The following is a 20,441-nucleotide window of genomic DNA, read 5'->3' on the forward strand; positions in this document are numbered from 1 at the left end:
AGTAAAAACCTAAAGGGACTATAAATTTATATTTTGAATTAAATTAATCCAAACTGTTCAAAATGATGGGTAAAATGCTTCTTATGCATCAGTTCCCACATTTCCTTGTTCAGTTTTCCGAATACAAAGTTCATGTGCTCTGCCTGTGGATTTTCTTTATAATAAATTACAAATCGCTTCAGGTTATCAATGAATGACTGTTTTGCTGCATCCAGATTCTTGTGTATTGGTGCAGGAAGTGATCCATCCTGTGGTAAAAATGGAGCAATAAATTCTTTTGGCATTGCTCTGTGATTGTAAAGAGAGTCCTGATATTTCTCAATATTCTCTTCCGGAGTATAGCATTTTTCAGCTTCCGGTTCTCCAAGGCTTACTAAGACTCCTTGTTCGAGATGTTCAATCATCTGTTGTGGAGACATTTTCCCCCATTGGGATGGAGTAGTTTCGGTTAAGCCATTTAATATTTTCTGAACATTTTTCACATTCAGGTCGATGAAAGGAGATTGTTTCGCTACTAATGTCAAAATTGTAGCAACACATACGATCTCATCTCTTTGGTTTACGACCTCAACCAGCCATTTAACAACACCTGAAGGAATGTTTCTGCCTTTTACTCCTCTGTTGATTTTTTCTTTTGCTGTTAAATATACGGTAATGGTATCACCGGCATATACAGGTTTAAAGAAGCTGCATTCTTCTAATCCATAGTTGGCAATCACAGGACCTTTTTTACCGGATACAAACAATCCCGCAGCTGCTGAAAGGATAAAATATCCATGAGCAACAGTTTTATCAAAAATAGTTCCCGTTAAGCTCGTTGCATCCGTATGAGCATAGAAATGATCCCATGAAACGTTAGAGAAGTTAACGATATCTGCATCCGTAACAGTTCTTCCTGCTGTTTCTAAAGAATCACCAACCTCAACTTCCTCAAAATATTTCTGGAAAGGATGTTTGTCCGAGAATTTCTTCTCTGCACCTTGTTGATAAATCTTGGTAATTGCTTTCAATACATCCGGAGATCCCTGAATTGCTGTTTTCTGTAAGAAGAAATGAAGACCGCTCAGACCTCCCATTTCCTCACCTCCACCTGCTCTACCAGGTCCTCCGTGCATCAATGTAGGAAGTGGTGAACCGTGTCCTGTGCTTTCTTTGGCATTATCCCTGTTCAGGACAAAGATTCTTCCATGCTGAGAAGCCATTTTCCATGACGTTTCCGCAATAAAGTTCTCATCATGAGAAATAATGGATCCCACTAAACTTCCTTTTCCTCTCTTTGCCAGTGCAGCTGCTTCTTCAGCATCTTTGTATGGCATTAACGTAGATACCGGCCCGAAAGCTTCTACATCATGAGAGATATTTTTTTCGAAAGGCTTATCATTCAGGAATAGTTTAGGACTCATAAATGCACCTTTTTCATAATCTGCATCTACCAGTTCATGCTTTCCGTCATACACAAGCTCCGTTTCTGTTTTTAAAATATTTACTTTTCTTACGACTTCTTCGTATTGCTGTCTTCCTACCAAAGAACCCATTTTGGTTTCCCTGCTTAAAGGATTTCCTATTTTTGTCTGATCCAAAGCTTTAGACAAAGCACTCTGAACGTCACCCATCAAATGCTCAGGAACAATAATTCTTCTGATCGCCGTACATTTCTGTCCTGCTTTCGTTGTCATTTCATTACGGACTTCTTTGATAAATAAATCAAATTCAGGAGTTCCTGGTTTTGCTTCCAATCCAAGGATTGAACAGTTCAGAGAATCCGCCTCCATATTGAAACGCACTGCATTTCCGGCAATTGAAGGGAGGGATTTTAATTTTCGGCCTGTATGAGCTGAGCCTGTAAACAATACAGAATCGCCATCTTTAATATAGTCCAGGATATTTCCCGGTTCCCCACATACCAGCTGAATGGCTCCTTCAGGCAGTACTCCGCTTTCAATCATATCCTGAAAAACAGCGTTTGTCAAATAAGAACCAAAAGGAGAAGGTTTTACAATGGAAGGAACACCTGCCAATAATGACGTTGATAATTTCTCCAGCATTCCCCAAACAGGAAAGTTATAAGCATTGATCTGTACGGAAACCCCTTCACTTGGAGTCAGAATATGAGTTCCCAGGAAAGTTCCGTTTGCAGAAATTTTCTGTGTATCTCCGTCTACCCAAAATGGAGTATTGGGAAGCATTCTTTTGGCCAATCCCGAATAGGTAAAGAAAGTACCGAAACCTCCTTCAATATCTACCCATGAATCAACATGTGTAGCTCCTGTTTTATATGATAAGTCGTAGTATTTTTTCTTTCTCTCCAATAGATACAGTGCCACTTTTTTCAGCATTTCCCCACGATCATAGAAAGTCATAGAAGAAAGGTTTTTGTATCCTACTGTTCTTCCATAATCAAGAGCCTGCTCAAAATTAAGCCCTTCTGTATCTGAAACAGCCACCTGCTCTCCTGTAACGGCATTGTATAAAGGGACTCCGTTTCCGGATCCTTCTACCCATTCTCCGTAGATATAGTTTTTTAGTTTTTCCATATTTATTTTACCTTTATTTTTTACTTCTGTTGAAACCTCTTGAAACCTTATAGGTTTGAGAATCCAATATTTCTTTATTTGGTTTACAAGCCCATGACATACTGGATTTTATGAATGCATTACTTCGGTTCCTGGTACGGAAACATTTTCACTAATCCTTCATATAAACTTCGGTGAAGAATAGTTGCGTGATTATCTGTTTCCATCATTTTATATTCCAATGTCCAGTTTTTCTTTCCTGCTTTTTTCAAAACATCATAGAAAGCTTCAGCATCTTTTATCATCACCGGATGCTCTCCTTTTCCTACAGAAACATAAACGAACTTTTTAGTATCCGGAGATTTTGAAAGTAGTTGTGGAGCCTGTTTTAAAAGGCTTTCATCATCCCACCATAAACTTGGACTGATAATAAAATAATTGTTGAACATTTCCGGCTTTTTCAGAAGTATTTCTGTTGCCAGAAGCCCTCCCAAAGATTGACCAAACAAATATTTGTCCGTAGTTTTAAACTGACTTTCAACATAAGGCTTTAGTTCTTTTTCAAGGAAAGCAATAAACTTATCAGAATGTCCTGTTGTAGGATAATCTTTCTGTAAATCCTTTAAATCCGTATGAAAGGTAAAATCTCTTTTTCTGTCAATATTAGCAATTCCTATTACAATTGTTTCCGGCATGGAATACATTTGATTAAAGAACTGTACTAATCCTGAAACGTGAATAAAGTCTTCATTCATACTTCCATCCAGCAGATAGATCACCGGGTAGGATTTAGTTTTATCAAAACCTTGAGGCAGGTAGATATTTAAAGTTCTTTCTTCATTTAGAGTTTTAGACTTAATGGTCCTTACCTCTCCCACAGTAAGCGGTTTTACTGTTGCAGTCTGTGCTGATACCGTAAAGTTGGCAGCAAGCAGGATACTGCAGATAATAAAAGCTTTTTTAATCATATTTAATTTCGAATAGTTATTATTTTACATCATCCCAAATGCTGTAATCAACAATTTTTGTAGGGATTTGCTGTACATATTCTGTAAAAGGTTCACAAGGTAAAATGGCTTCTTTCCCCTCCCTTGCCAGTTCCTGATACAGTTTTGTTCCTTCTGTTTTCCAGTGGATCATTTCATCAGAAACATCACGGATGATCTTTGCGGGGCTTCCGACAATCAGTTTTCTGGGTTCACATCTGAAATTGGCAGGCACAAAAGCTAAAGCACCAACAATACTTTCGTCACCGATATAAGCTTTATCCATGATCACAGAATTCATCCCTATTAAACAATTCTTTCCGATATGTCCGGAATGAACAATAGCACCATGGCCGATATGTGCAGATTCTTCTAAGATGGTTTCTATATTTGGGAAAACATGAAGGGTACAGTTTTCCTGTACATTAGCCCCATCTTTAATGATAATTTTTCCCCAGTCACCTCGAATGACCGCATTAGGACCGATATATACTTCTTCACCGATTTCCACGTTCCCAATAATCACCGCCTGTGGATGGATATAAGCAGAAGCTTTTATAATGGGACGGATACCATGGTATGAGTAGATGTTCATATTTATTAATTTGAAAATTTGAAAATGGGATAATTTGAAAATGAATTAAATAATGTTTCTGTTTTTCGATGTCTGTCTTTTGACTATACTATCTAAAGTCCTACAAATCAGCTACTCTTTCCGGAGTATTTTCCAATAAACATTTTCACATTCTCAGATTATCCTATTTTCAAATTGATTATACTTTTTCAATGATCATTGCATAGCCTTGTCCAACACCGATACAAAGGGTACACAATGCATATTTTTTATCTTGTTTGTGAAGTTCCATCGCTGCAGAACCAATAATTCTTGCTCCGGAAACTCCCAGTGGATGTCCAATAGCGATTGCTCCACCATTAGGGTTTATCCTTGCATCATCATCTTGTAATCCTAAACTTCTTGTCACCGCCAGGGCCTGTGCAGCAAATGCTTCATTCAGCTCAATGATATCTATATCCTCCAAAGAAAGATTCAGTCTTTTCAATAGTTTCTGAGTAGCTTCTACCGGTCCTATTCCCATAATTCTTGGTTCAACACCTGCTACAGAAGATCCCAATATTTTTGCTTTTGGTTTTAATCCATATTTTTTAACAGCTTCTTCGCTTGCCAAAATAAGTGCAGCAGCCCCGTCATTCATTCCTGAAGCGTTTCCTGCCGTTACTGTTCCTTCTTTCCTGAAAGCCGGACGAAGTTTTGCCAACCCTTCCATGGATGATGTAGGCTTAATGAATTCATCTTTTTCAAAAACGATTGGATCTCCTTTTCTCTGAGGAATTTCAACTTTTACAATTTCTTCTGCCAGTCTACCGTTTTCCTGAGCTTTCGTAGCTTTCTGCTGAGACCAAAGAGCAAATTTATCCTGATCTTCTCTGCTGATCTGATGCATATCTGCTAAATTTTCTGCAGTTTCTCCCATTCCGTCAACCCCGTATAATTCTTTCATTTTAGGATTGATGAAACGCCATCCGAAAGTAGTATCAAACATCTGGCTATCTCTTCCGAAAGCCGCACTTGGCTTTGACATCACATAAGGAGAACGTGTCATATGTTCTACTCCTCCTGCAATATAGATTTCACCCTCTCCTGCTGCAATGGAACGGAATGCATTTGCTACAGCAGACATCCCTGAAGCACATAGCCTGTTAACGGTTTCCCCTCCAATTTTGTAAGGAAGACCTGCTAGTAAAAGTCCCATTCTTGCCACATTTCTGTTATCTTCTCCCGCCTGATTGGCGCATCCGAAAATAACGTCTTCAATTTCCTCCACAGGAATTTCAGGGTTTCTTGCTACGACTTCTTTAATAACAATAGCAGCCAGGTCATCGGCTCTTACTTCTGATAATCCTCCCTGCAGTTTTGAGATGGGAGTTCTGACATAGTCTATGATGTATACGTTGTTCATAATTATTTTAATGTAATAATCCAGTAATGTAACAGGCTAACAATACCAGATTTATTTGTTTTTATTTCTTAGTTCTAAAACTTTTTCTAAAGTATAGGGCTCATATTTAAAGTCCTTTCCATACATTCTTTTGATGCTTTCTTCAAAGGTGGTATCAAACCCTGCTTTTTTTCTTCTTTTATTAACATTCTTAAGATCTTTGACCGGCCATACAAAGTTCACGAAGATTGGGGTTCCGTCTGTATCTTTTGTCATTTCTCCTTTTCCCTGTGTTCCGTAGATCTGTTCTTTGTTTTCATTCATCAGGTATCGGTCTTCCATCATAGCAACCCATGTAAAAGGAATTTCCTTCTTTTCCCCTGCTTCTTTGATGAGCGGAAAATATTTTGCAATCTTGGTTGAATGCTGAATCACATACCAGGCAGCATGATTGGTAGGCTCACCCACCAGTGTTTTTCCTGGATAACCATATTGAGAAATAATATTTTCTATTCTCTTTATGTTCAGAGTATCATGCTCAGCTACCAACTCCCATCTTTTCTTTTCAAACTCGTCACTGTCGATATTCAGATCTCTCAGAATCTGTTTTTTCTTATCCTGGGTTATTTCAGAGTCAAAAAGCATTCTGTATCCCTGATCCACCTTCATGATATCATCAAGTTCTTTTTTCAAAGCTTCGTTCAATTTCTGCTGAGCGTTGATCAGAAGAGTTGAAATCCCGAAAAGCAGTGCAACTATTTTTCTCATTCTGTTTAATCTGGTGCCTGGTTTTAGTTTTTTATAAGTCGGTTACTTTTTTCCCGATTTTGTAAACTGTTCCTACAAATTTTGCTATCAGCTCCTGATTTTGATTGGTAATCTTAATATCATAAACAGCTGTTTTTCTGGTATCGTTTACCAAGATACTTTCGGCTCTGAAAATGTCGCCTTCTTTTCCAGCTTTGGTAAAATTGATGATACAATTCAAAGCTACAGCAGCATCCCCCGTATTATTGGACGAAAATGCCAGCGCTGAATCGGCAAAAGCAAATGTAACCCCACCATGAACTGTTTTAAGCCCATTGATCATATCTTTCTTAATAGGCATTTCTATTAAACAATAATTTTCTTTTACCTCAATCATCTTGATATTCATCCACTGGGAAAAATAATCCTGATTGAACATATAATCTGCTATCTGTCTTGGATTCATTTTACTGTACATTTGTTATTTCTTCATATAATTCGTCAGATAATTTATCGTAAACACTCATCGTTCTACCAAGAATTATTTGTTCATATGAGAGATTTGATGGATCTGATGAATTTTCATTTTGATAAGAAGCATTTAAATCAATTCCGTTTTCATTGGCCAATCTTTTGATCAGTTCTTTATATTTCTCATTAAACTTCCCCAATAATTCCAGCCTTTCCTGATCTTCAATAGAAGAAGCTTCCTGGATCAAATAGTCTTTCTCGATTGAAAGCCTCACTTCCAATTCGGCTCTGAATTCATCTATATTCATTAATTCATTACTATCATAATTGAACAAAGTATCGGTTGTCCCTTTAGATACAACCGATACTTTGCCGTATTTCTTTATATTTTACGAAGCAAAGGACTCTGTCTGTACCTTTCTTCCTGGTATTCTTCGTAAAGGTTCTGTAGGATTTCTGAAACTTTTGCATATCCAATTTCTTTCCCCCAGCTTAACAGTCCTTTCGGATAATTAACTCCTTTCTGCATAGCTAATTCAAGATCATCATCATTGGCAACACCTAATCTTTTTGCTTCAACAGCCTCATTGATCAGCATTGAAATAATTCTTAAGAAGATCTGCTCATACAATGCCTCATCTTTTTGCGCAACCGGTTTTTGCGCCCCCTCAGTATAATCATAGAACCCTTTTCCGGTTTTTCGGCCATGGAGTTTGGCTTCAGACATTCTTTGCTGAAGTAAAGAAGGCTTATATTTCGGATCATAGAAATAATCTTTGTAAACCGTTGTCGTTACTGAAAAATTAACATCAACACCTATAAGATCCATGAGTTCAAAAGGTCCCATTTTGAAGTTACCCAATGTTTTCATTGCCTCATCTACCTGTTCCGGTGTGGCTATATTTTCTTCAACGATTCTTAACCCTTCCCCATAATAGGGACGGGCAATTCTGTTCACAATAAACCCCGGAATATCTTTAGCAATAACAGGTGTTTTGCCCCAATCTTTCATGAGGGTATATATTTTTTCCGCTAATGTTTGTTCTGTTAATAGAGAAGGGATAACTTCCACTAAAGGCATCAAGGGAGCCGGATTGAAAAAGTGAATTCCGATGAAACGCTCCGGTTTCTTGAGCTCTGCTCCAAGGGAAGTGATGGAAATGGATGAAGTATTGGAACCGATGATACAGTCTTCTGAAACATAGTTTTCAAGCTCTGTAAAAACCTTGGTTTTAATCTCTTTGTTTTCAATAATTGCTTCAATAACCAGGTTTGAATCTTTTAAATCCTGAAGCACTTCACCTTTTACGATGTTGTTTCTGATTTCAGAGGCTTTTTCCTGAGAAATTTTACCTTTTTCAACCAGTTTTTGAAGTGTCTTTTCTAAGCCTGAAAGAGCTTTATCTATTTGTGGGGCATTAGCGTCGAATAAAACAACTTTGCATCCTGCTGTGGCAGCTACCTGAGCTATTCCTACGCCCATGGTTCCCGCCCCAATAATTCCAATATTCATAGTTTTAATTTGAAAATTTGAAAATGAGTTAATTTGAAAATTATTTAAATTTTGACGTAGAAATAATTTTAGACAGAATTAATATGATTTCTCTTAAATCTTTAAATAACTTCTCATCAGGTGAGCACAAAAATTCTGATTGCAAACACAATGATAACCAATATTCTGTTTCATCTGCTTCTTTAGCTGCAATTTTTACTTTATGAATAAAATCGGCCCTGCTTTCTGCATTTTGAGCTTCTCTTACATTAGCTCCGATTGAAGTTCCTGATTTAAAAATCTGATTCGCCAGTGAAAACTTATTAGCCTTATACAGTTTTTCTGAAAATTCAATAATGTTCAATGCAAAATCAAAAGTTTTATTTACTATAATATTTTCTTTGTCATTTCTCATTTTCAAATTCTCAAATTAACCCATTTTCAAATTGATTTATTTTCCTTTATAATTAGGTTTTCTTTTCTGTAAAAAGGCATTTACTCCTTCAATGAAGTCTTCGGTTTCTGCAGCTTCCTGCTGTAAATCTCCTTCTAACTCCAATTGTTCTTTCAAAGTATTATTGTAAGACTGTGCAAAAGCTTTTTTAGTCAGTTTAAGTGCTGCTGTTGGCATATTTGACATTTTTTCAAGAATTTCCATAGATTTTGGAGCAAATTCTTCTTCATTGAAAACCTCAGCAACAAGACCGTACGATTTAGATTCTTCAGCAGATAGTTTTTTACCTGTGAATGCTAAATAGTTAGCTAATTGTCTACCTAAAAGTTTCGGTAAGAAATAAGTTCCTCCTGTATCAGGAATCAATCCGATATTGGAGAATGCCTGAGCAAAATATGATTTATCTACAGCCAACACAAAGTCACAAATTAGGGCCAGCATTGCTCCGGCTCCTACTGCAGGACCATTTACCAATGCTACCACCGGTTTTTTGCAATGTGTAATTTCTGTAACCAAAGGATTATAGTAATCTACCACAATTTTTCTGATGATGTCGTTATCATGGTGTTCATTACCTTGTACAAAGGCATCATCTAAATTTTGACCTGAGCAGAACGCTCTTCCTCTACCTGAGATCGCTACACATCTTACAGTATGATCTTCATTACATTCTTTAATGAAATCTTTCAAATCCGATAAAGAAGGTTTTGTAAGGGCATTCATTGTTTCAGGTTGATTAAGATAGGCGATTTTAAGCTTCCCGTCAAAATGCGTTTCAATATCAAGTTGTGTATACATAGTTTTTTTATTTATTATTTAACAATGCTCTAATTTAACAATATAAATTAATCTAACAATCTAGTATAACGTAACAATCTAACAGTTTAACAATGCAACAAATAAAATAGTTCTGATAAAACTGATCATACCTTATAAACTACGATGCACAAAGCATTTTTATGGGTAGATTGATTGCTAAATTGATTCATTAATTAATGACATTTAAAATAATCAAAAGGTTCCAGACAGTCTAAACACTGGTAAGAAGCCTTACACAGGGTAGACCCGAATCTGCTGATCTGTTTGGTATGCTCGGAGCCACAACGCGGACATTTTTTAGGCTTTCCGATATGATGTTCATCTGCTCCTTTTTCAGGAGGTGTGATTCCGTAAACCCGGAGTTTTTCTCTCGCTTCATCTGTTATCCAGTCTGTTGTCCATATTGGAAACATTTTGGTAACCACCTTTGCATCCCAGCCGTTTTCCTTCATCATTTTAATAATATCCTCTTCAATGGTAAACATTGCAGGGCAAGCAGAATAAGTTGGTGTAATGGTCACTTCACAAGTATTTTCACCTGTGATGCTGGCCTCCCTCACAATTCCTAATTCCACAATATCAATGACCGGAATTTCCGGATCGGGGATTGTTTTTAATAAGTGTAATAAATCGTTCATTATTAATTTTGAGAATTACCTCATTGTTTTCTACCACGTACATCCCGGATACGCGCGCTGCATATACTGAAGCTCACAAAGAATATATCCGAAATATTCCGTATGATATCCTGTTCTTGATTTTGGCTGCATGAAAGGATTCGTAGGATATTCTAAACCATATTCTGCAAAATCTTTTTGTGTAATGGAAAGAAATTCATCATAAAGTACATCAACATTGGGAACAATATTTAAAATAACTAAATCATCCTCTCCTTCCACTTTTGCAAATAATCCTTTTGAATATTCCCAGATATTTCCAATCGCTTTTTCTAAACGGGTTTTACTTTCTTCGGTTCCCTGAGCAAAAATTTTCATCCATGAAGCAGCGTGGGTATAGTGATACCTTACTTCTTTCAAAGATTTCTGAGCAATTGCAGAAAGCTCTTCATCTGCAGAATGAGACAGAGCCTCATACATCAGTTTTTGATATACGGCGAACACGTAAACTTTAAGAATGGTCTGAGCATAATCTTCATTAGGAAGCTCAGTCCAGTGGGCATTCAGATATTCATGTTCATATCTTAAGAATGCCAGATCATCTTCACTTTTACCGTTATCAATCACTCTTGAAGCGTAAACATAAAAGTTATTGGCCTGACCTAGTTCATCCAATGCAATATTTGTCAATGCAATATCTTCCTCTAAATAAGGACCTTCACCACACCATGCAGACAACCTCTGCCCCATGATGAAACTGTCGTCTGCCAGTTTTAATAAATAATTATATAATGGGTTCATTGTTTTTTCTTTTTGTAAAATGTAAAATGTCGGTTGTACAATGTACTTTTTACAGCTGACATTTTACAGAAAATTACATATTCTTTACATCATTAGGAATGTCGTAAAAAGTCGGATGACGGTATAATTTGTCGTCAGCCGGATCGAAGAAGGCTTCCTTATCCACCCCTTCCGAAGTCACAATATATTTACTTGGAACTACCCAAACAGAAGTTCCTTCTTTTCTTCTTGTATAAACGTCTCTTGCATTCTGCAAAGCCATTTCTGCTGTTGGTGCCTGTACTATTCCAACGTGTTTGTGAGATAATCCCGGTTTAGTCTGAATAAACACTTCCCACATATCTAAATTTGCCATAGTCAAATAAAAAATTTGAAAATTTGAAAATTCGTTAATGCGTTAATTAATTTTTCAATTAGCACATCTTCAAATTCTCTCATTATATTATAATACTTTGTTTTCCTGTTTTTCTGCAAAAGCTGCCGCTGCTTCTTTTACCCAAAGGTTTTCCTGCTGAGCTTTTACTTTGGTATCCAGCCTCTTTCTGTTGCAAGGACCATTTCCTTTTAAGATTTCCATGAATTCACCCCAGGGAAGCTCTCCGAAATCGTAATGTTGTCTTTCCTCATTCCATTTCAGATCTTTATCCGGAATCGTTAATCCTAAGAATTCAGCCTGAGAAACGGTAACGTCAATAAATCTCTGACGAAGGTTATCATTACTTTCTCTTTTCACTCTATAATTCATAGAAATCTTAGAATTTGGTGAGCTGTCATCATTCGGTCCAAACATCATTAAAGCCGGCCACCAGAAACGGTTTAGCGAAGCCTGAGCCATTTCTTTCTGTTGTTTTGTACCACGGCAAAGAGCCATCAAGATTTCATATCCCTGTCTTTGGTGGAAAGATTCTTCTTTACAGATTTTCACCATCGCTCTTGAATAAGGACCATAAGAATTCCCCATCAGCATTACCTGGTTCATAATCGCTGCTCCATCTACCAACCAACCAATAGCACCGATATCTGCCCAGCTTAATGTCGGATAATTAAAAATACTTGAGTATTTCGCTTTCCCTTCCAACATATCTTCGTAAGTAGCATCTCTATCCGCTCGGATTGTTCCGTTTCCTAGTGTTTCAGTGGCAGAATACAGGTATAAACCGTGCCCTGCCTCATCCTGGACTTTAGCCAGAAGAGCCATTTTTCTTCTCAATGAAGGAGCTCTGGAAATCCAGTTGGCTTCCGGCAACATTCCTACAATTTCAGAATGGGCGTGCTGTGAAATCTGACGAACCAATAATTTTCTGTAGTCATCAGGCATTACATCTTTTGGTTCTACTTTATTTTCGTCGTGAACGTATTGAACAAATTTTTCTAAGTCCATTTCTTTTGTTTTTTGTACTAAAGTAAAATGTCAGCTGTACAATGTATTTTTGATCTACTTTTTACATTATACATTTTACACTTTACAAAAAATTAAACATCATAATTAAGCATCACCACATTCGTTGTCGGGTGACATTGACAGGTAAGAACGTAACCTCTGGCTACTTCATCTTCGGTAAGCGCGTAGTTTTTCTCCATGAAAACTTCTCCTTCCAAAACCTCCGCTTTACACGTACAACAAACTCCTCCTTTGCAAGCAAAAGGTACTGGAAGATTGTCTTTCAATGCTTTATCTAAGATACTCTCTTTTTTAGAATTTAAGTGGAACGAATATTCATCATCATCGATAATGACCGTTACCATACTTTCAATATTGGCAATAGCCTTAAATTCGTCACTCATCTCCTCCGTATTTTCTTCGTCAGGAGCCGTGAAGTATTCAAATAAAACCTGGATAGCAGGTACTTTTTTATCTTTTTTAAGGTAATCCGCAATCCCTTTGATCATTTCTGAGGGTCCACAAATAAAATAAGTGGATTCTTTTACATCAATATCGGTGTATCTCTCAAATAACTGATCTAATTTTTCGGCAGAAATTCGTCCTTCAAAAACGGGATCTTCATGCTTCTCGCGGCTTACCAGATAAACGACCTTAAGTCTTCCGTTAAAATGCTCAACTAATTTATCTATTTCCCCTTTTCTCAAAACATGATTCATGCTTCTGTTACTGTAAAACAAATAGGCATTACTGTTAGGCTCCTGATAAAGGCTTTCTTTAATATTGGATAAAACAGGAGTGATCCCGCTTCCCGCTGCAAGACCTACATAGGTTTTCACATTGGTAGGATGATAAGAAGTATTAAAACCACCCATCGGAGGCATTACTTCCAGCATTTCATCCATATGAAGATGTTCGTTGAAATATCCTGATACCTTTCCGCCTTCTAATAATTTCACCAAAACTTCCAGCGTATTGCTTTTTTCACTTGGAGCATTACAGATAGAGTAAGAACGTCTTTCTTCGTTTCCGTTGATCACCATTCGGAAATTAAGGTACTGTCCCTGTTTGAATCTGAACTTGTCTTTCAGTTCTTCAGGAATTTCCACAGCCACATTGACGGCTTCCGGAGTATCTTTCTGAACTCTAACTGTTTTAAGTTTATAAAATGAATTCATTATTTTTTTAGTATTCTATTAATTTTTCCACCTTCGCACTTCGGCAAACTGTCCTGGGCATGAACTTTTACTTTTGTAGTAATCCCTACCCGTTTTTTTATTTCGTTTTCTATATTTTTTCCAAAGGTCCCGACAAATTTAAAATATTCATCGGTATTTGTTTCTAATCTTTGATCTTTTACAAAGTCATCATCAATTTCTATATCAATATCCAGTGCTACGCACATATGTTCCTTTTCAATAGGGGTCAGATAATAATTGGGAACAACTCCTTTTACATATGAAAATGCATCTTCAATCTGGCTTGGATAAACATTTACCCCCCTTACAATCAGCATATCATCTGCCCTGCCAACAATAGGCTTCATTTTCACCATTGTTCTTTTGGCATTTTCATCATAGTAAAGACTTGTAATATCATTGGTCCAGTAGCGTAAAAGAGGCATTGCTTTTTTCGTTAACGTTGTAATCACCAATACTCCTTCTTCACCGAATGGAACCGGTTGTTTGGTCACCGGATCTAAAATTTCAGGATAAAAATGATCTTCCCAAATATAAGAACCTCCTTTTTCTTCAAAATCTTCCATTGAAACTCCGGGGCCTATAATTTCACTTAATCCATAAATATTCGTGGCATGAACTCCTAACCTCTCTTCAATATGTCCTCTGATAATTTCTGTCCAGGGCTCTGAACCCAACACCGCATATTGAAGACTGATCTCCTCGGCTGATATTCCCCTGTTGGCAAATTCATCAGCAATAGTGAGTGCATAAGATGGTGAGCAACAGATTACTTCCGGTTTAAAATCCATAATCAGATCTACCTGTCTGGCTGTCATTCCTCCTGAAATGGGAAGAACACTCATTCCCAGTTTCTCAGCCCCATAATGGAGACCAAGCCCTCCTGTGAAAATCCCATACCCATATGCATTATGCAACTGCATCCCTGGTCTGGCACCTGCAGCATACAGAGATCTTGCTACGACCTCACTGAAAAGATCTACATCTTCTTTGGTATATCCCACAACAGTAGGTTTTCCTGTAGTTCCGCTTGAACAGTGGATTCTCTGCAGTTCATTTTTAGGAACCGTAAACAATCCAAACGGATAATGATCTCTCAAGTCCTGTTTGTACGTAATAGGAAGTTTCGTGATATCTTCTATTGTCCTTATATCCTGTGGAGATATTTTTAATTCATCGAATTTTCTTTTATAAAATTCTGACTTCTCCTCAAGATAACCCATTAACCCTGTTAACCGGTCGGATTGAAGCTGTCTCAACTGACCCAGCTCCAGATATTCAACTGAAAAACCCATAAAACTAACTAACATTTGTTAGGTGTAAATTTAAAAAGATTTTGCCAGCTGACAAAATTTTTATGATTTTTATCATATTTTGAATGATTCTAAATAACAACACACGAATGATTCCCTTTATTTAGACCAAAAAATTACAGAAGTTTTGAATATTAAAGCCTTACCAAGACAAAATAGGACTATTGAGAAGAACACTTAAGCTTTAAAAAAATAAGGAGTAGTAAAATAAATATTGCTATTCAGAGCGAGACGAGTAGAAAGACGGAATTTATCGCCTATTTTTTTCCAGCTCTAAACTCCTGTAGAGTTCCAAAGATCCGTTGATCAAATATGTAAATAAAGAACAACTATTGTTTCTGGTTACCTAATAATCCAAAAAGTATCTTCTCTCTGATTTCATCTATAATTGCATCGGTAGAATCGCTGTTTCTTTTGAACCAGAAATAAGAATTGTTGAGGGTATGAAGAATAAATCTCGTGGTAAAAGACGGAGATTTCAGCTCCCAGTTTTCAGCCTGGTAAATTTCAGAAATAAGTTCCTCCACTTCCTGTTGATAGCTTCTTCTCAATTCCACAAACTCAGGAAGTCTTTCTTCAAGATGTCTCCATTCGTTGGAATAAATATGGGTCACATCACGGTTCTCCAGGACTACCGACAAATGTTTATCCAGAAATAGGTTAAGCTTTTCTTTAGGAGGAATATTTGTATTTTTTACTTCCTGAAGCTCGTCGAAAAATTCTTGGGCAATGCCAAAGCAAATCCATTCCAAAATTTCTTCCTTTGAACGGATATGTGCATACAGTGATGCGGCCTTAATATTGAGTTTTGTAGCCAGATCTCTTACTGAACTGCCCATATATCCTTTCTCTTTGAAAAGTTCTACAGCTACGTTTAATATTCTTCTTTGTTTTTCTTTAAGCTCCATCTGGTAAAATGCAAAAGTAGTTATTCTCAAAATAATACGCCGGAATTTAACACAGACATCGGATAAATAAGTAGATTTCCCCATCGATCTTCAAAGATATTCCACTCCCGGTATGACGTATTGTTCACCATTCCAAAGAAAAATATGAAGAATCGGAAATTTTGTCAAGTTAATTTTACGTTAAAAATACCAAATTCGGAAATTTTGTCCTATTTTTTTGTAAATTTAATAATTGAACGATTTTTGTGATACAGTCATCGAATAAATGATTAAATAATTGATGGCATTAAGAAGCCAAGCCTTAAAATTTGGTTTCTTGATGTTTTTTAGAACTTAACTTTAAACGAATCAACCAAAAATATAGATAGAATATGAACTTAAACCAATATACTGTAAAATCACAGGAAGCCATTCAGGCAGCTCAACAAGTTGCTCTGGAATTAGGCAATCAAAGTATCGAACCTCAACATATACTTGAAGGGATCTTTCAGGTAGATGAAAATATATCACCTTTCTTACTAAAAAAATCTGAAGCAGATGCTAATCTGGTAAGAGAGCGTAACCGTGAAAATTTAGAAAAACTTCCAAAAGTACAGGGAGGAAACATTTACCTTTCTCAATCTGCAAATAAAGTATTGCTGGACGCACCCAACATCGCCAAAAAAATGGACGATGAATATGTAACCATTGAACATTTATGGCTCTCTCTTTTAGAGACGAGCTCGGAAGTATCCAAAATGTTGAAGGATATGGGTGTTACCAAAAAATTGCTGGAAGGAGGTATTAAAGAATTAAGAAAAGGGAGCAAAGCTACTTCTGCCAGCTCGGAAGAAACATACCAGTCCTTAAATAAATATGCTAAAAACTTTAATGAATTAGCAGCTGAAGGAAAACTCGACCCAGTGATCGGACGTGATGAAGAAATCAGAAGGGTTTTACAGATTCTTTCCAGAAGAACAAAAAATAACCCGATCCTTATCGGTGAACCGGGAGTTGGTAAAACAGCCATTGCTGAAGGAATCGCTCACAGAATTATCAGTGGTGATGTCCCTGAAAATCTAATGGATAAAACATTATTTTCACTGGACATGGGAGCATTGATCGCCGGGGCCAAATATAAAGGTGAATTTGAAGAGCGTTTAAAATCTGTAGTAAATGAAGTCAGCAAATCTGACGGACAGATCATCCTTTTCATCGATGAGATCCACACATTGGTAGGTGCCGGAGGTGGCGAAGGTGCAATGGATGCTGCCAATATCCTGAAACCGGCTTTGGCAAGAGGAGAATTGAGAGCTATCGGAGCCACTACCTTAAATGAATATCAGAAATATTTTGAGAAGGATAAAGCGTTGGAAAGACGTTTCCAGAAGGTAATGGTAGAAGAACCGGATACAGAATCTGCAATTTCCATTCTTAGGGGTATTAAAGATAAATATGAGGCGCATCACAAGGTAAGAATCAAAGATGAAGCGATTATTGCTGCTGTGGAAATGTCTCAAAGATATATTTCAGACAGATTCTTACCGGATAAAGCAATCGACCTTATTGATGAGGCTTCTGCTAAATTGAGGATGGAGATCAATTCCAAACCGGAAGAACTGGATGTACTGGACAGAAAATTAATGCAGATGGAAATTGAATTGGCAGCCATCTCAAGAGAAGGCAATGAGACCAAAATCAATCATTTGAAAGAGGATATTGCTAAAATTTCTGAACAGAGAAATGAAATCAATGCCAAATGGCTGAAAGAGAAGCAGAAAAGTGAGGATTTAACTCAGGTTAAAAAAGAGATTGAATCTTTAAAATTAGAAGCGGAAAGAGCATCCAGAACTGGAGACTATGCAAAAGTAGCGGAAATACAATATGGAAAACTCCGTGAAAAAGAAGAGCAGCTGGAAAAACTGGAACTTGAAATGCAGAACCATCAGAATGAGCTGATCAAAGAAGAAGTTACCGCTGAAAATATTTCTGAAGTCATTGGAAAATGGACAGGAATCCCTGTCACCAAGCTGTTACAATCGGAAAGAGCTAAATTATTGAATCTTGAAGCTGAACTTCACCATAGAGTTGTAGGTCAGGATGAAGCGATCCAGGCTGTAGCGGATGCCATCAGAAGAAACAGAGCAGGATTGAGCGATGACAAAAAACCTATCGGATCATTCTTATTCTTAGGAACCACAGGTGTTGGTAAGACTGAGCTGGCAAAAGCATTAGCGGAATTCTTATTCGACGATGAAAACAACATGACCAGAATTGATATGAGTGAATATCAGGAACGTCACAGTGTTTCAAGATTAGTGGGAGCGCCTCCGGGATATGTAGGTTATGATGAAGGAGGACAGCTGACAGAAGCGGTAAGAAGAAGACCTTATTCTGTAGTACTTCTGGATGAGATAGAAAAAGCACATCCTGATGTTTTCAATACCCTGTTACAGGTTTTGGACGATGGGCGTCTTACAGATAATAAAGGCCGTGTAGTGAATTTTAAAAACTCTATTATCATCATGACCTCCAATTTGGGTTCACATCTGATCCAGGAGAATTTTGAAAATATTACAGAGGAAAACCAGGACGAAATTGTAGATAAAACGAAAGACGAGGTCTTTGATTTACTGAAACAAACTTTACGCCCGGAATTCCTGAACAGAATTGATGAGATTGTACTCTTCCAGCCTCTAAGAAAAAAAGAGATCGGAAAAATCGTTCAGTATCAGCTGAGAGGATTCAATGACATGTTGGCAAAACGCAACATCATCATGACATTTACTCAGGATGCGGTAGATTATCTGATGGAGAAAGGTTACGATCCTGCTTTCGGAGCAAGACCTCTAAAAAGAGTTATCCAACAGGATGTACTGAATAAACTATCTAAAGAGATCCTTGCCGGAAATGTAAATGACGGAGATAGAATCACATTAGATTTCTTTGAAGAAACAGGTCTTGTTTTCAGACCTACCGAACAATAAAATAGTTTTTTTTCATATACATTATTTTTGTAAGTAAGTGCTGTAGAATTCTCTGCAGCACTTATTTTTTTATCCTGGTTTTGATCTAATTTTATTATCTTCAACAACCAAATACTAATGATTAACTTAAGCCCAATCTAAGAATCTGTAAAATATTTTCACATCATACATGACAATTCCCCAAATACTTTATGAAACCATCCTTTGGGTAGAAGGAGCCACGGCACTCATCGCACTATTCTATTATCATCGTGAAAAAGAGCAGCATTGGAAGTATTTTTGCCTCTATCTTATCATCATTTTCCTGTGTGAGGTGTTCGGAAAATACAGTCCACGTTTTATAGACTACGACAGTCCAAAATTTTATAATTATTTTGTGATTCCCCTGGAGTTTATATTTTTTTATTGGCTCTATGCTGCAAAGACTTTTGGAAAGCCCAAACTTTTTTATATCCTATCTCTGCTCTACCTGCTGTCATTTATCCCCAATGAAATTTTTCTTGATACCAAGAAGGAAATATTTTCCATCAATTATACGCTGGGATGTCTTATTTTAATGATTCTTGTGATTATGGAATATTATCATCAGGTGAATTCTTCCGAGATTATCAACTTTAGCAGAAACAGAATGTTTTACATCAATCTGGGAGTTACTTTATTCTACATCGGAACCATGCCATTCTGGACTTTTTATGCTCAGATAAGGCAGTATAAAGAAATCTGGGATATTTATTATTCTTATTTTCAAATTTCTCTTATTATCATGTACATTCTGTTTTCAGTTTCGCTGATACGGGGAAAACAGAAACCTGGCCTCTTGTAAAATCACAGGGAAAGATCAAAAAACCATCTTTTTGTTTATTTTTATCCAAACAATGTGAATTATCATTACATTTACCATAATAATCTAACTAAACCAAAATCAACATGAAAAAATTAAAAAGAGATGAATTAAAGAAAATTGACGGTGGAGTCCTTACTTCCATCATCATGTGTGACGAATTCTGGAATTGCCCTACCGGTTTATGCTGCACGGCAGGACTGGTTTGCAAGGACCGAACGAAATATCCTTGTATATAAATCTAAGCCGGAGATTATCTCCGGTTTTTTTGTACCCTTATGACGACTTCGATATTATTTACGCATAGTATCATTCATATGCAACCCGTAAAAACCCGGTAAAAATAACAGTATAATCCCTTATTTATTAGTATTTTTTCTACCATATTTTTTCCGAAATTTGCAGATACACTAACATTTTTTATAAATACTAAGTTATGGAAGCAGAATCTACTAATGAATATGGACCAAAATCCGGCAGAATGTCAAATGGTTTAATTAAGACTTTAATAGAGAATTACCGCCAGAATCATTTGAGTGCAATTAACGAGACTTTGGGGATACAAGATGCCCATTCAATCTGGTTTGACCTTCCTAAATTAAAAAAGTTCATTGCGATGATAGAAGAAGAAGCCATGAAAAAGACTCCCGAAGCAACTGAGGAAGATTTAGGAATCAGATTTTATTATGCCGCTTATCCAAAGCTTGAAAACTGGAATATAATGGAATCCCATCCCGTATCTGAAGAGTATGCCGGAAGACATACCCTGGTCATGATTCCTACGGTAAAGAAAACAGATGAAGAAGGAGAAGTCCACCACTATGATTTCAACACCTTGGATCAATCTATCAATTTAGCATTAACTGCCAGAAGAGGAGGTAAAGAGGAAGATCCTATTGGAGAAAATAACGGACAACTTATTCCTCCATCCAATCCAATAGCTGAATATTTTTAATACTTAATTGATGATTTTAT

21 protein-coding genes are annotated in these 20,441 nt (G+C 36.8%); 4 read left to right on the forward strand and 17 right to left on the reverse strand.

What is annotated here, in order from left to right; translation table 11 throughout:
• Positions 1–38 precede the first annotated feature (38 nt).
• The 17 genes from paaZ to JML65_RS18550 form a co-directional block, all read right to left on the reverse strand.
• The gene (paaZ, locus tag JML65_RS18470) at positions 39–2,534 is read right to left on the reverse strand and encodes a phenylacetic acid degradation bifunctional protein PaaZ (protein ID WP_202271672.1); all 2,496 of its coding nucleotides are present in this window, start codon (positions 2,532–2,534) and stop codon (positions 39–41) included.
• A 119-nt stretch (positions 2,535–2,653) separates the two neighbouring features.
• Positions 2,654–3,481: an alpha/beta hydrolase gene (locus JML65_RS18475; RefSeq protein ID WP_084087800.1), complete on the reverse strand. Its 828-nt coding sequence runs from the start codon at positions 3,479–3,481 to the stop codon at positions 2,654–2,656.
• Positions 3,482–3,500: 19 nt separating this feature from the next.
• Positions 3,501–4,094 carry a transferase hexapeptide repeat family protein gene (locus JML65_RS18480; RefSeq protein WP_047496769.1) on the reverse strand — a complete coding sequence of 198 codons (594 nt, stop codon included), beginning with the start codon at positions 4,092–4,094 and terminating at the stop codon, positions 3,501–3,503.
• Between the two features lie 178 nt (positions 4,095–4,272).
• A complete protein-coding gene (pcaF, locus tag JML65_RS18485) occupies positions 4,273–5,478 on the reverse strand; it encodes a 3-oxoadipyl-CoA thiolase (RefSeq protein WP_202271673.1) in 1,206 nt (401 codons plus the stop codon).
• A gap of 51 nt (positions 5,479–5,529) precedes the next feature.
• Positions 5,530–6,225: a DUF6624 domain-containing protein gene (locus JML65_RS18490; RefSeq protein ID WP_202271674.1), complete on the reverse strand. Its 696-nt coding sequence runs from the start codon at positions 6,223–6,225 to the stop codon at positions 5,530–5,532.
• A 31-nt stretch (positions 6,226–6,256) separates the two neighbouring features.
• Complete coding sequence (locus JML65_RS18495) at positions 6,257–6,670, reverse strand: PaaI family thioesterase (RefSeq protein WP_202271675.1); 414 nt, start codon at positions 6,668–6,670, stop codon at positions 6,257–6,259.
• A gap of 1 nt (position 6,671) precedes the next feature.
• Positions 6,672–6,983, reverse strand: a complete 312-nt coding sequence (locus tag JML65_RS18500; protein ID WP_202271676.1) for a hypothetical protein — start codon at positions 6,981–6,983, stop codon at positions 6,672–6,674.
• A 74-nt stretch (positions 6,984–7,057) separates the two neighbouring features.
• Positions 7,058–8,188, reverse strand: a complete 1,131-nt coding sequence (locus JML65_RS18505) for a 3-hydroxyacyl-CoA dehydrogenase NAD-binding domain-containing protein (protein WP_202271677.1) — start codon at positions 8,186–8,188, stop codon at positions 7,058–7,060.
• A gap of 40 nt (positions 8,189–8,228) precedes the next feature.
• Entirely contained in the window at positions 8,229–8,582 is a 354-nt protein-coding gene (locus tag JML65_RS18510) for a four helix bundle protein (protein ID WP_202271678.1), read from the reverse strand.
• A 36-nt stretch (positions 8,583–8,618) separates the two neighbouring features.
• A complete protein-coding gene (locus JML65_RS18515; protein WP_084087795.1) occupies positions 8,619–9,419 on the reverse strand; it encodes an enoyl-CoA hydratase/isomerase family protein in 801 nt (266 codons plus the stop codon).
• Positions 9,420–9,613: 194 nt separating this feature from the next.
• Positions 9,614–10,078: a 1,2-phenylacetyl-CoA epoxidase subunit PaaD gene (paaD, locus tag JML65_RS18520; protein ID WP_202271679.1), complete on the reverse strand. Its 465-nt coding sequence runs from the start codon at positions 10,076–10,078 to the stop codon at positions 9,614–9,616.
• A gap of 30 nt (positions 10,079–10,108) precedes the next feature.
• The gene (paaC, locus tag JML65_RS18525) at positions 10,109–10,858 is read right to left on the reverse strand and encodes a 1,2-phenylacetyl-CoA epoxidase subunit PaaC (protein ID WP_047496794.1); all 750 of its coding nucleotides are present in this window, start codon (positions 10,856–10,858) and stop codon (positions 10,109–10,111) included.
• Between the two features lie 73 nt (positions 10,859–10,931).
• A complete protein-coding gene (paaB, locus tag JML65_RS18530) occupies positions 10,932–11,213 on the reverse strand; it encodes a 1,2-phenylacetyl-CoA epoxidase subunit PaaB (RefSeq protein WP_039364405.1) in 282 nt (93 codons plus the stop codon).
• A gap of 87 nt (positions 11,214–11,300) precedes the next feature.
• Positions 11,301–12,239, reverse strand: coding sequence for a 1,2-phenylacetyl-CoA epoxidase subunit PaaA (gene paaA, locus JML65_RS18535; protein WP_047496798.1), 939 nt, complete (start codon positions 12,237–12,239; stop codon positions 11,301–11,303).
• 92 nt (positions 12,240–12,331) lie between these two features.
• Positions 12,332–13,417, reverse strand: coding sequence for a 2Fe-2S iron-sulfur cluster-binding protein (locus JML65_RS18540; RefSeq protein WP_047496800.1), 1,086 nt, complete (start codon positions 13,415–13,417; stop codon positions 12,332–12,334).
• Entirely contained in the window at positions 13,417–14,733 is a 1,317-nt protein-coding gene (locus JML65_RS18545) for a phenylacetate--CoA ligase family protein (RefSeq protein ID WP_202271680.1), read from the reverse strand. The genes JML65_RS18540 and JML65_RS18545 overlap by 1 nt, the downstream gene beginning before the upstream one ends.
• Positions 14,734–15,080: 347 nt before the next feature.
• On the reverse strand, positions 15,081–15,689 hold the full coding sequence (locus tag JML65_RS18550) for a TetR/AcrR family transcriptional regulator (RefSeq protein ID WP_228406277.1): 609 nt from the start codon (positions 15,687–15,689) through the stop codon (positions 15,081–15,083).
• 341 nt (positions 15,690–16,030) lie between these two features.
• Between JML65_RS18550 and clpB the strand changes: the two genes are divergently transcribed.
• The 4 genes from clpB to JML65_RS18570 all read left to right on the forward strand — a co-directional run bounded on the left by clpB (position 16,031) and on the right by JML65_RS18570 (position 20,421).
• Positions 16,031–18,625, forward strand: coding sequence for an ATP-dependent chaperone ClpB (gene clpB, locus JML65_RS18555; RefSeq protein ID WP_084087792.1), 2,595 nt, complete (start codon positions 16,031–16,033; stop codon positions 18,623–18,625).
• A 169-nt stretch (positions 18,626–18,794) separates the two neighbouring features.
• Positions 18,795–19,448: a hypothetical protein gene (locus JML65_RS18560; RefSeq protein ID WP_047496808.1), complete on the forward strand. Its 654-nt coding sequence runs from the start codon at positions 18,795–18,797 to the stop codon at positions 19,446–19,448.
• A gap of 104 nt (positions 19,449–19,552) precedes the next feature.
• The gene (locus JML65_RS18565; protein ID WP_156126151.1) at positions 19,553–19,705 is read left to right on the forward strand and encodes a hypothetical protein; all 153 of its coding nucleotides are present in this window, start codon (positions 19,553–19,555) and stop codon (positions 19,703–19,705) included.
• Positions 19,706–19,902: 197 nt separating this feature from the next.
• Positions 19,903–20,421, forward strand: coding sequence for a hypothetical protein (locus JML65_RS18570; RefSeq protein ID WP_202271681.1), 519 nt, complete (start codon positions 19,903–19,905; stop codon positions 20,419–20,421).
• Positions 20,422–20,441 lie beyond the last annotated feature (20 nt).

Origin of the sequence: Chryseobacterium sp. KMC2, from assembly GCF_016756935.1 — a bacterium.
Taxonomy (GTDB): domain Bacteria; phylum Bacteroidota; class Bacteroidia; order Flavobacteriales; family Weeksellaceae; genus Chryseobacterium; species Chryseobacterium rhizosphaerae.

Bases quoted from the DNA above. Each gene is read 5' to 3' on its own strand.
- JML65_RS18565 (WP_156126151.1), top strand. From the start codon at position 19,553: ATGAAAAAATTAAAAAGAGATGAATTAAAGAAAATTGACGGTGGAGTC.
- JML65_RS18490 (WP_202271674.1), bottom strand. From the start codon at position 6,225: ATGAGAAAAATAGTTGCACTGCTTTTCGGGATTTCAACTCTTCTGATC.
- JML65_RS18545 (WP_202271680.1), bottom strand. From the start codon at position 14,733: ATGGGTTTTTCAGTTGAATATCTGGAGCTGGGTCAGTTGAGACAGCTT.
- JML65_RS18495 (WP_202271675.1), bottom strand. From the start codon at position 6,670: ATGAATCCAAGACAGATAGCAGATTATATGTTCAATCAGGATTATTTT.
- JML65_RS18540 (WP_047496800.1), bottom strand. From the start codon at position 13,417: ATGAATTCATTTTATAAACTTAAAACAGTTAGAGTTCAGAAAGATACT.
- JML65_RS18500 (WP_202271676.1), bottom strand. From the start codon at position 6,983: ATGAATATAGATGAATTCAGAGCCGAATTGGAAGTGAGGCTTTCAATC.
- JML65_RS18480 (WP_047496769.1), bottom strand. From the start codon at position 4,094: ATGAACATCTACTCATACCATGGTATCCGTCCCATTATAAAAGCTTCT.
- clpB (WP_084087792.1), top strand. From the start codon at position 16,031: ATGAACTTAAACCAATATACTGTAAAATCACAGGAAGCCATTCAGGCA.
- pcaF (WP_202271673.1), bottom strand. From the start codon at position 5,478: ATGAACAACGTATACATCATAGACTATGTCAGAACTCCCATCTCAAAA.
- JML65_RS18560 (WP_047496808.1), top strand. From the start codon at position 18,795: ATGACAATTCCCCAAATACTTTATGAAACCATCCTTTGGGTAGAAGGA.
- JML65_RS18505 (WP_202271677.1), bottom strand. From the start codon at position 8,188: ATGAATATTGGAATTATTGGGGCGGGAACCATGGGCGTAGGAATAGCT.
- paaD (WP_202271679.1), bottom strand. From the start codon at position 10,078: ATGAACGATTTATTACACTTATTAAAAACAATCCCCGATCCGGAAATT.
- paaZ (WP_202271672.1), bottom strand. From the start codon at position 2,534: ATGGAAAAACTAAAAAACTATATCTACGGAGAATGGGTAGAAGGATCC.
- JML65_RS18570 (WP_202271681.1), top strand. From the start codon at position 19,903: ATGGAAGCAGAATCTACTAATGAATATGGACCAAAATCCGGCAGAATG.
- paaA (WP_047496798.1), bottom strand. From the start codon at position 12,239: ATGGACTTAGAAAAATTTGTTCAATACGTTCACGACGAAAATAAAGTA.
- JML65_RS18515 (WP_084087795.1), bottom strand. From the start codon at position 9,419: ATGTATACACAACTTGATATTGAAACGCATTTTGACGGGAAGCTTAAA.
- paaB (WP_039364405.1), bottom strand. From the start codon at position 11,213: ATGGCAAATTTAGATATGTGGGAAGTGTTTATTCAGACTAAACCGGGA.
- JML65_RS18475 (WP_084087800.1), bottom strand. From the start codon at position 3,481: ATGATTAAAAAAGCTTTTATTATCTGCAGTATCCTGCTTGCTGCCAAC.
- paaC (WP_047496794.1), bottom strand. From the start codon at position 10,858: ATGAACCCATTATATAATTATTTATTAAAACTGGCAGACGACAGTTTC.
- JML65_RS18510 (WP_202271678.1), bottom strand. From the start codon at position 8,582: ATGAGAAATGACAAAGAAAATATTATAGTAAATAAAACTTTTGATTTT.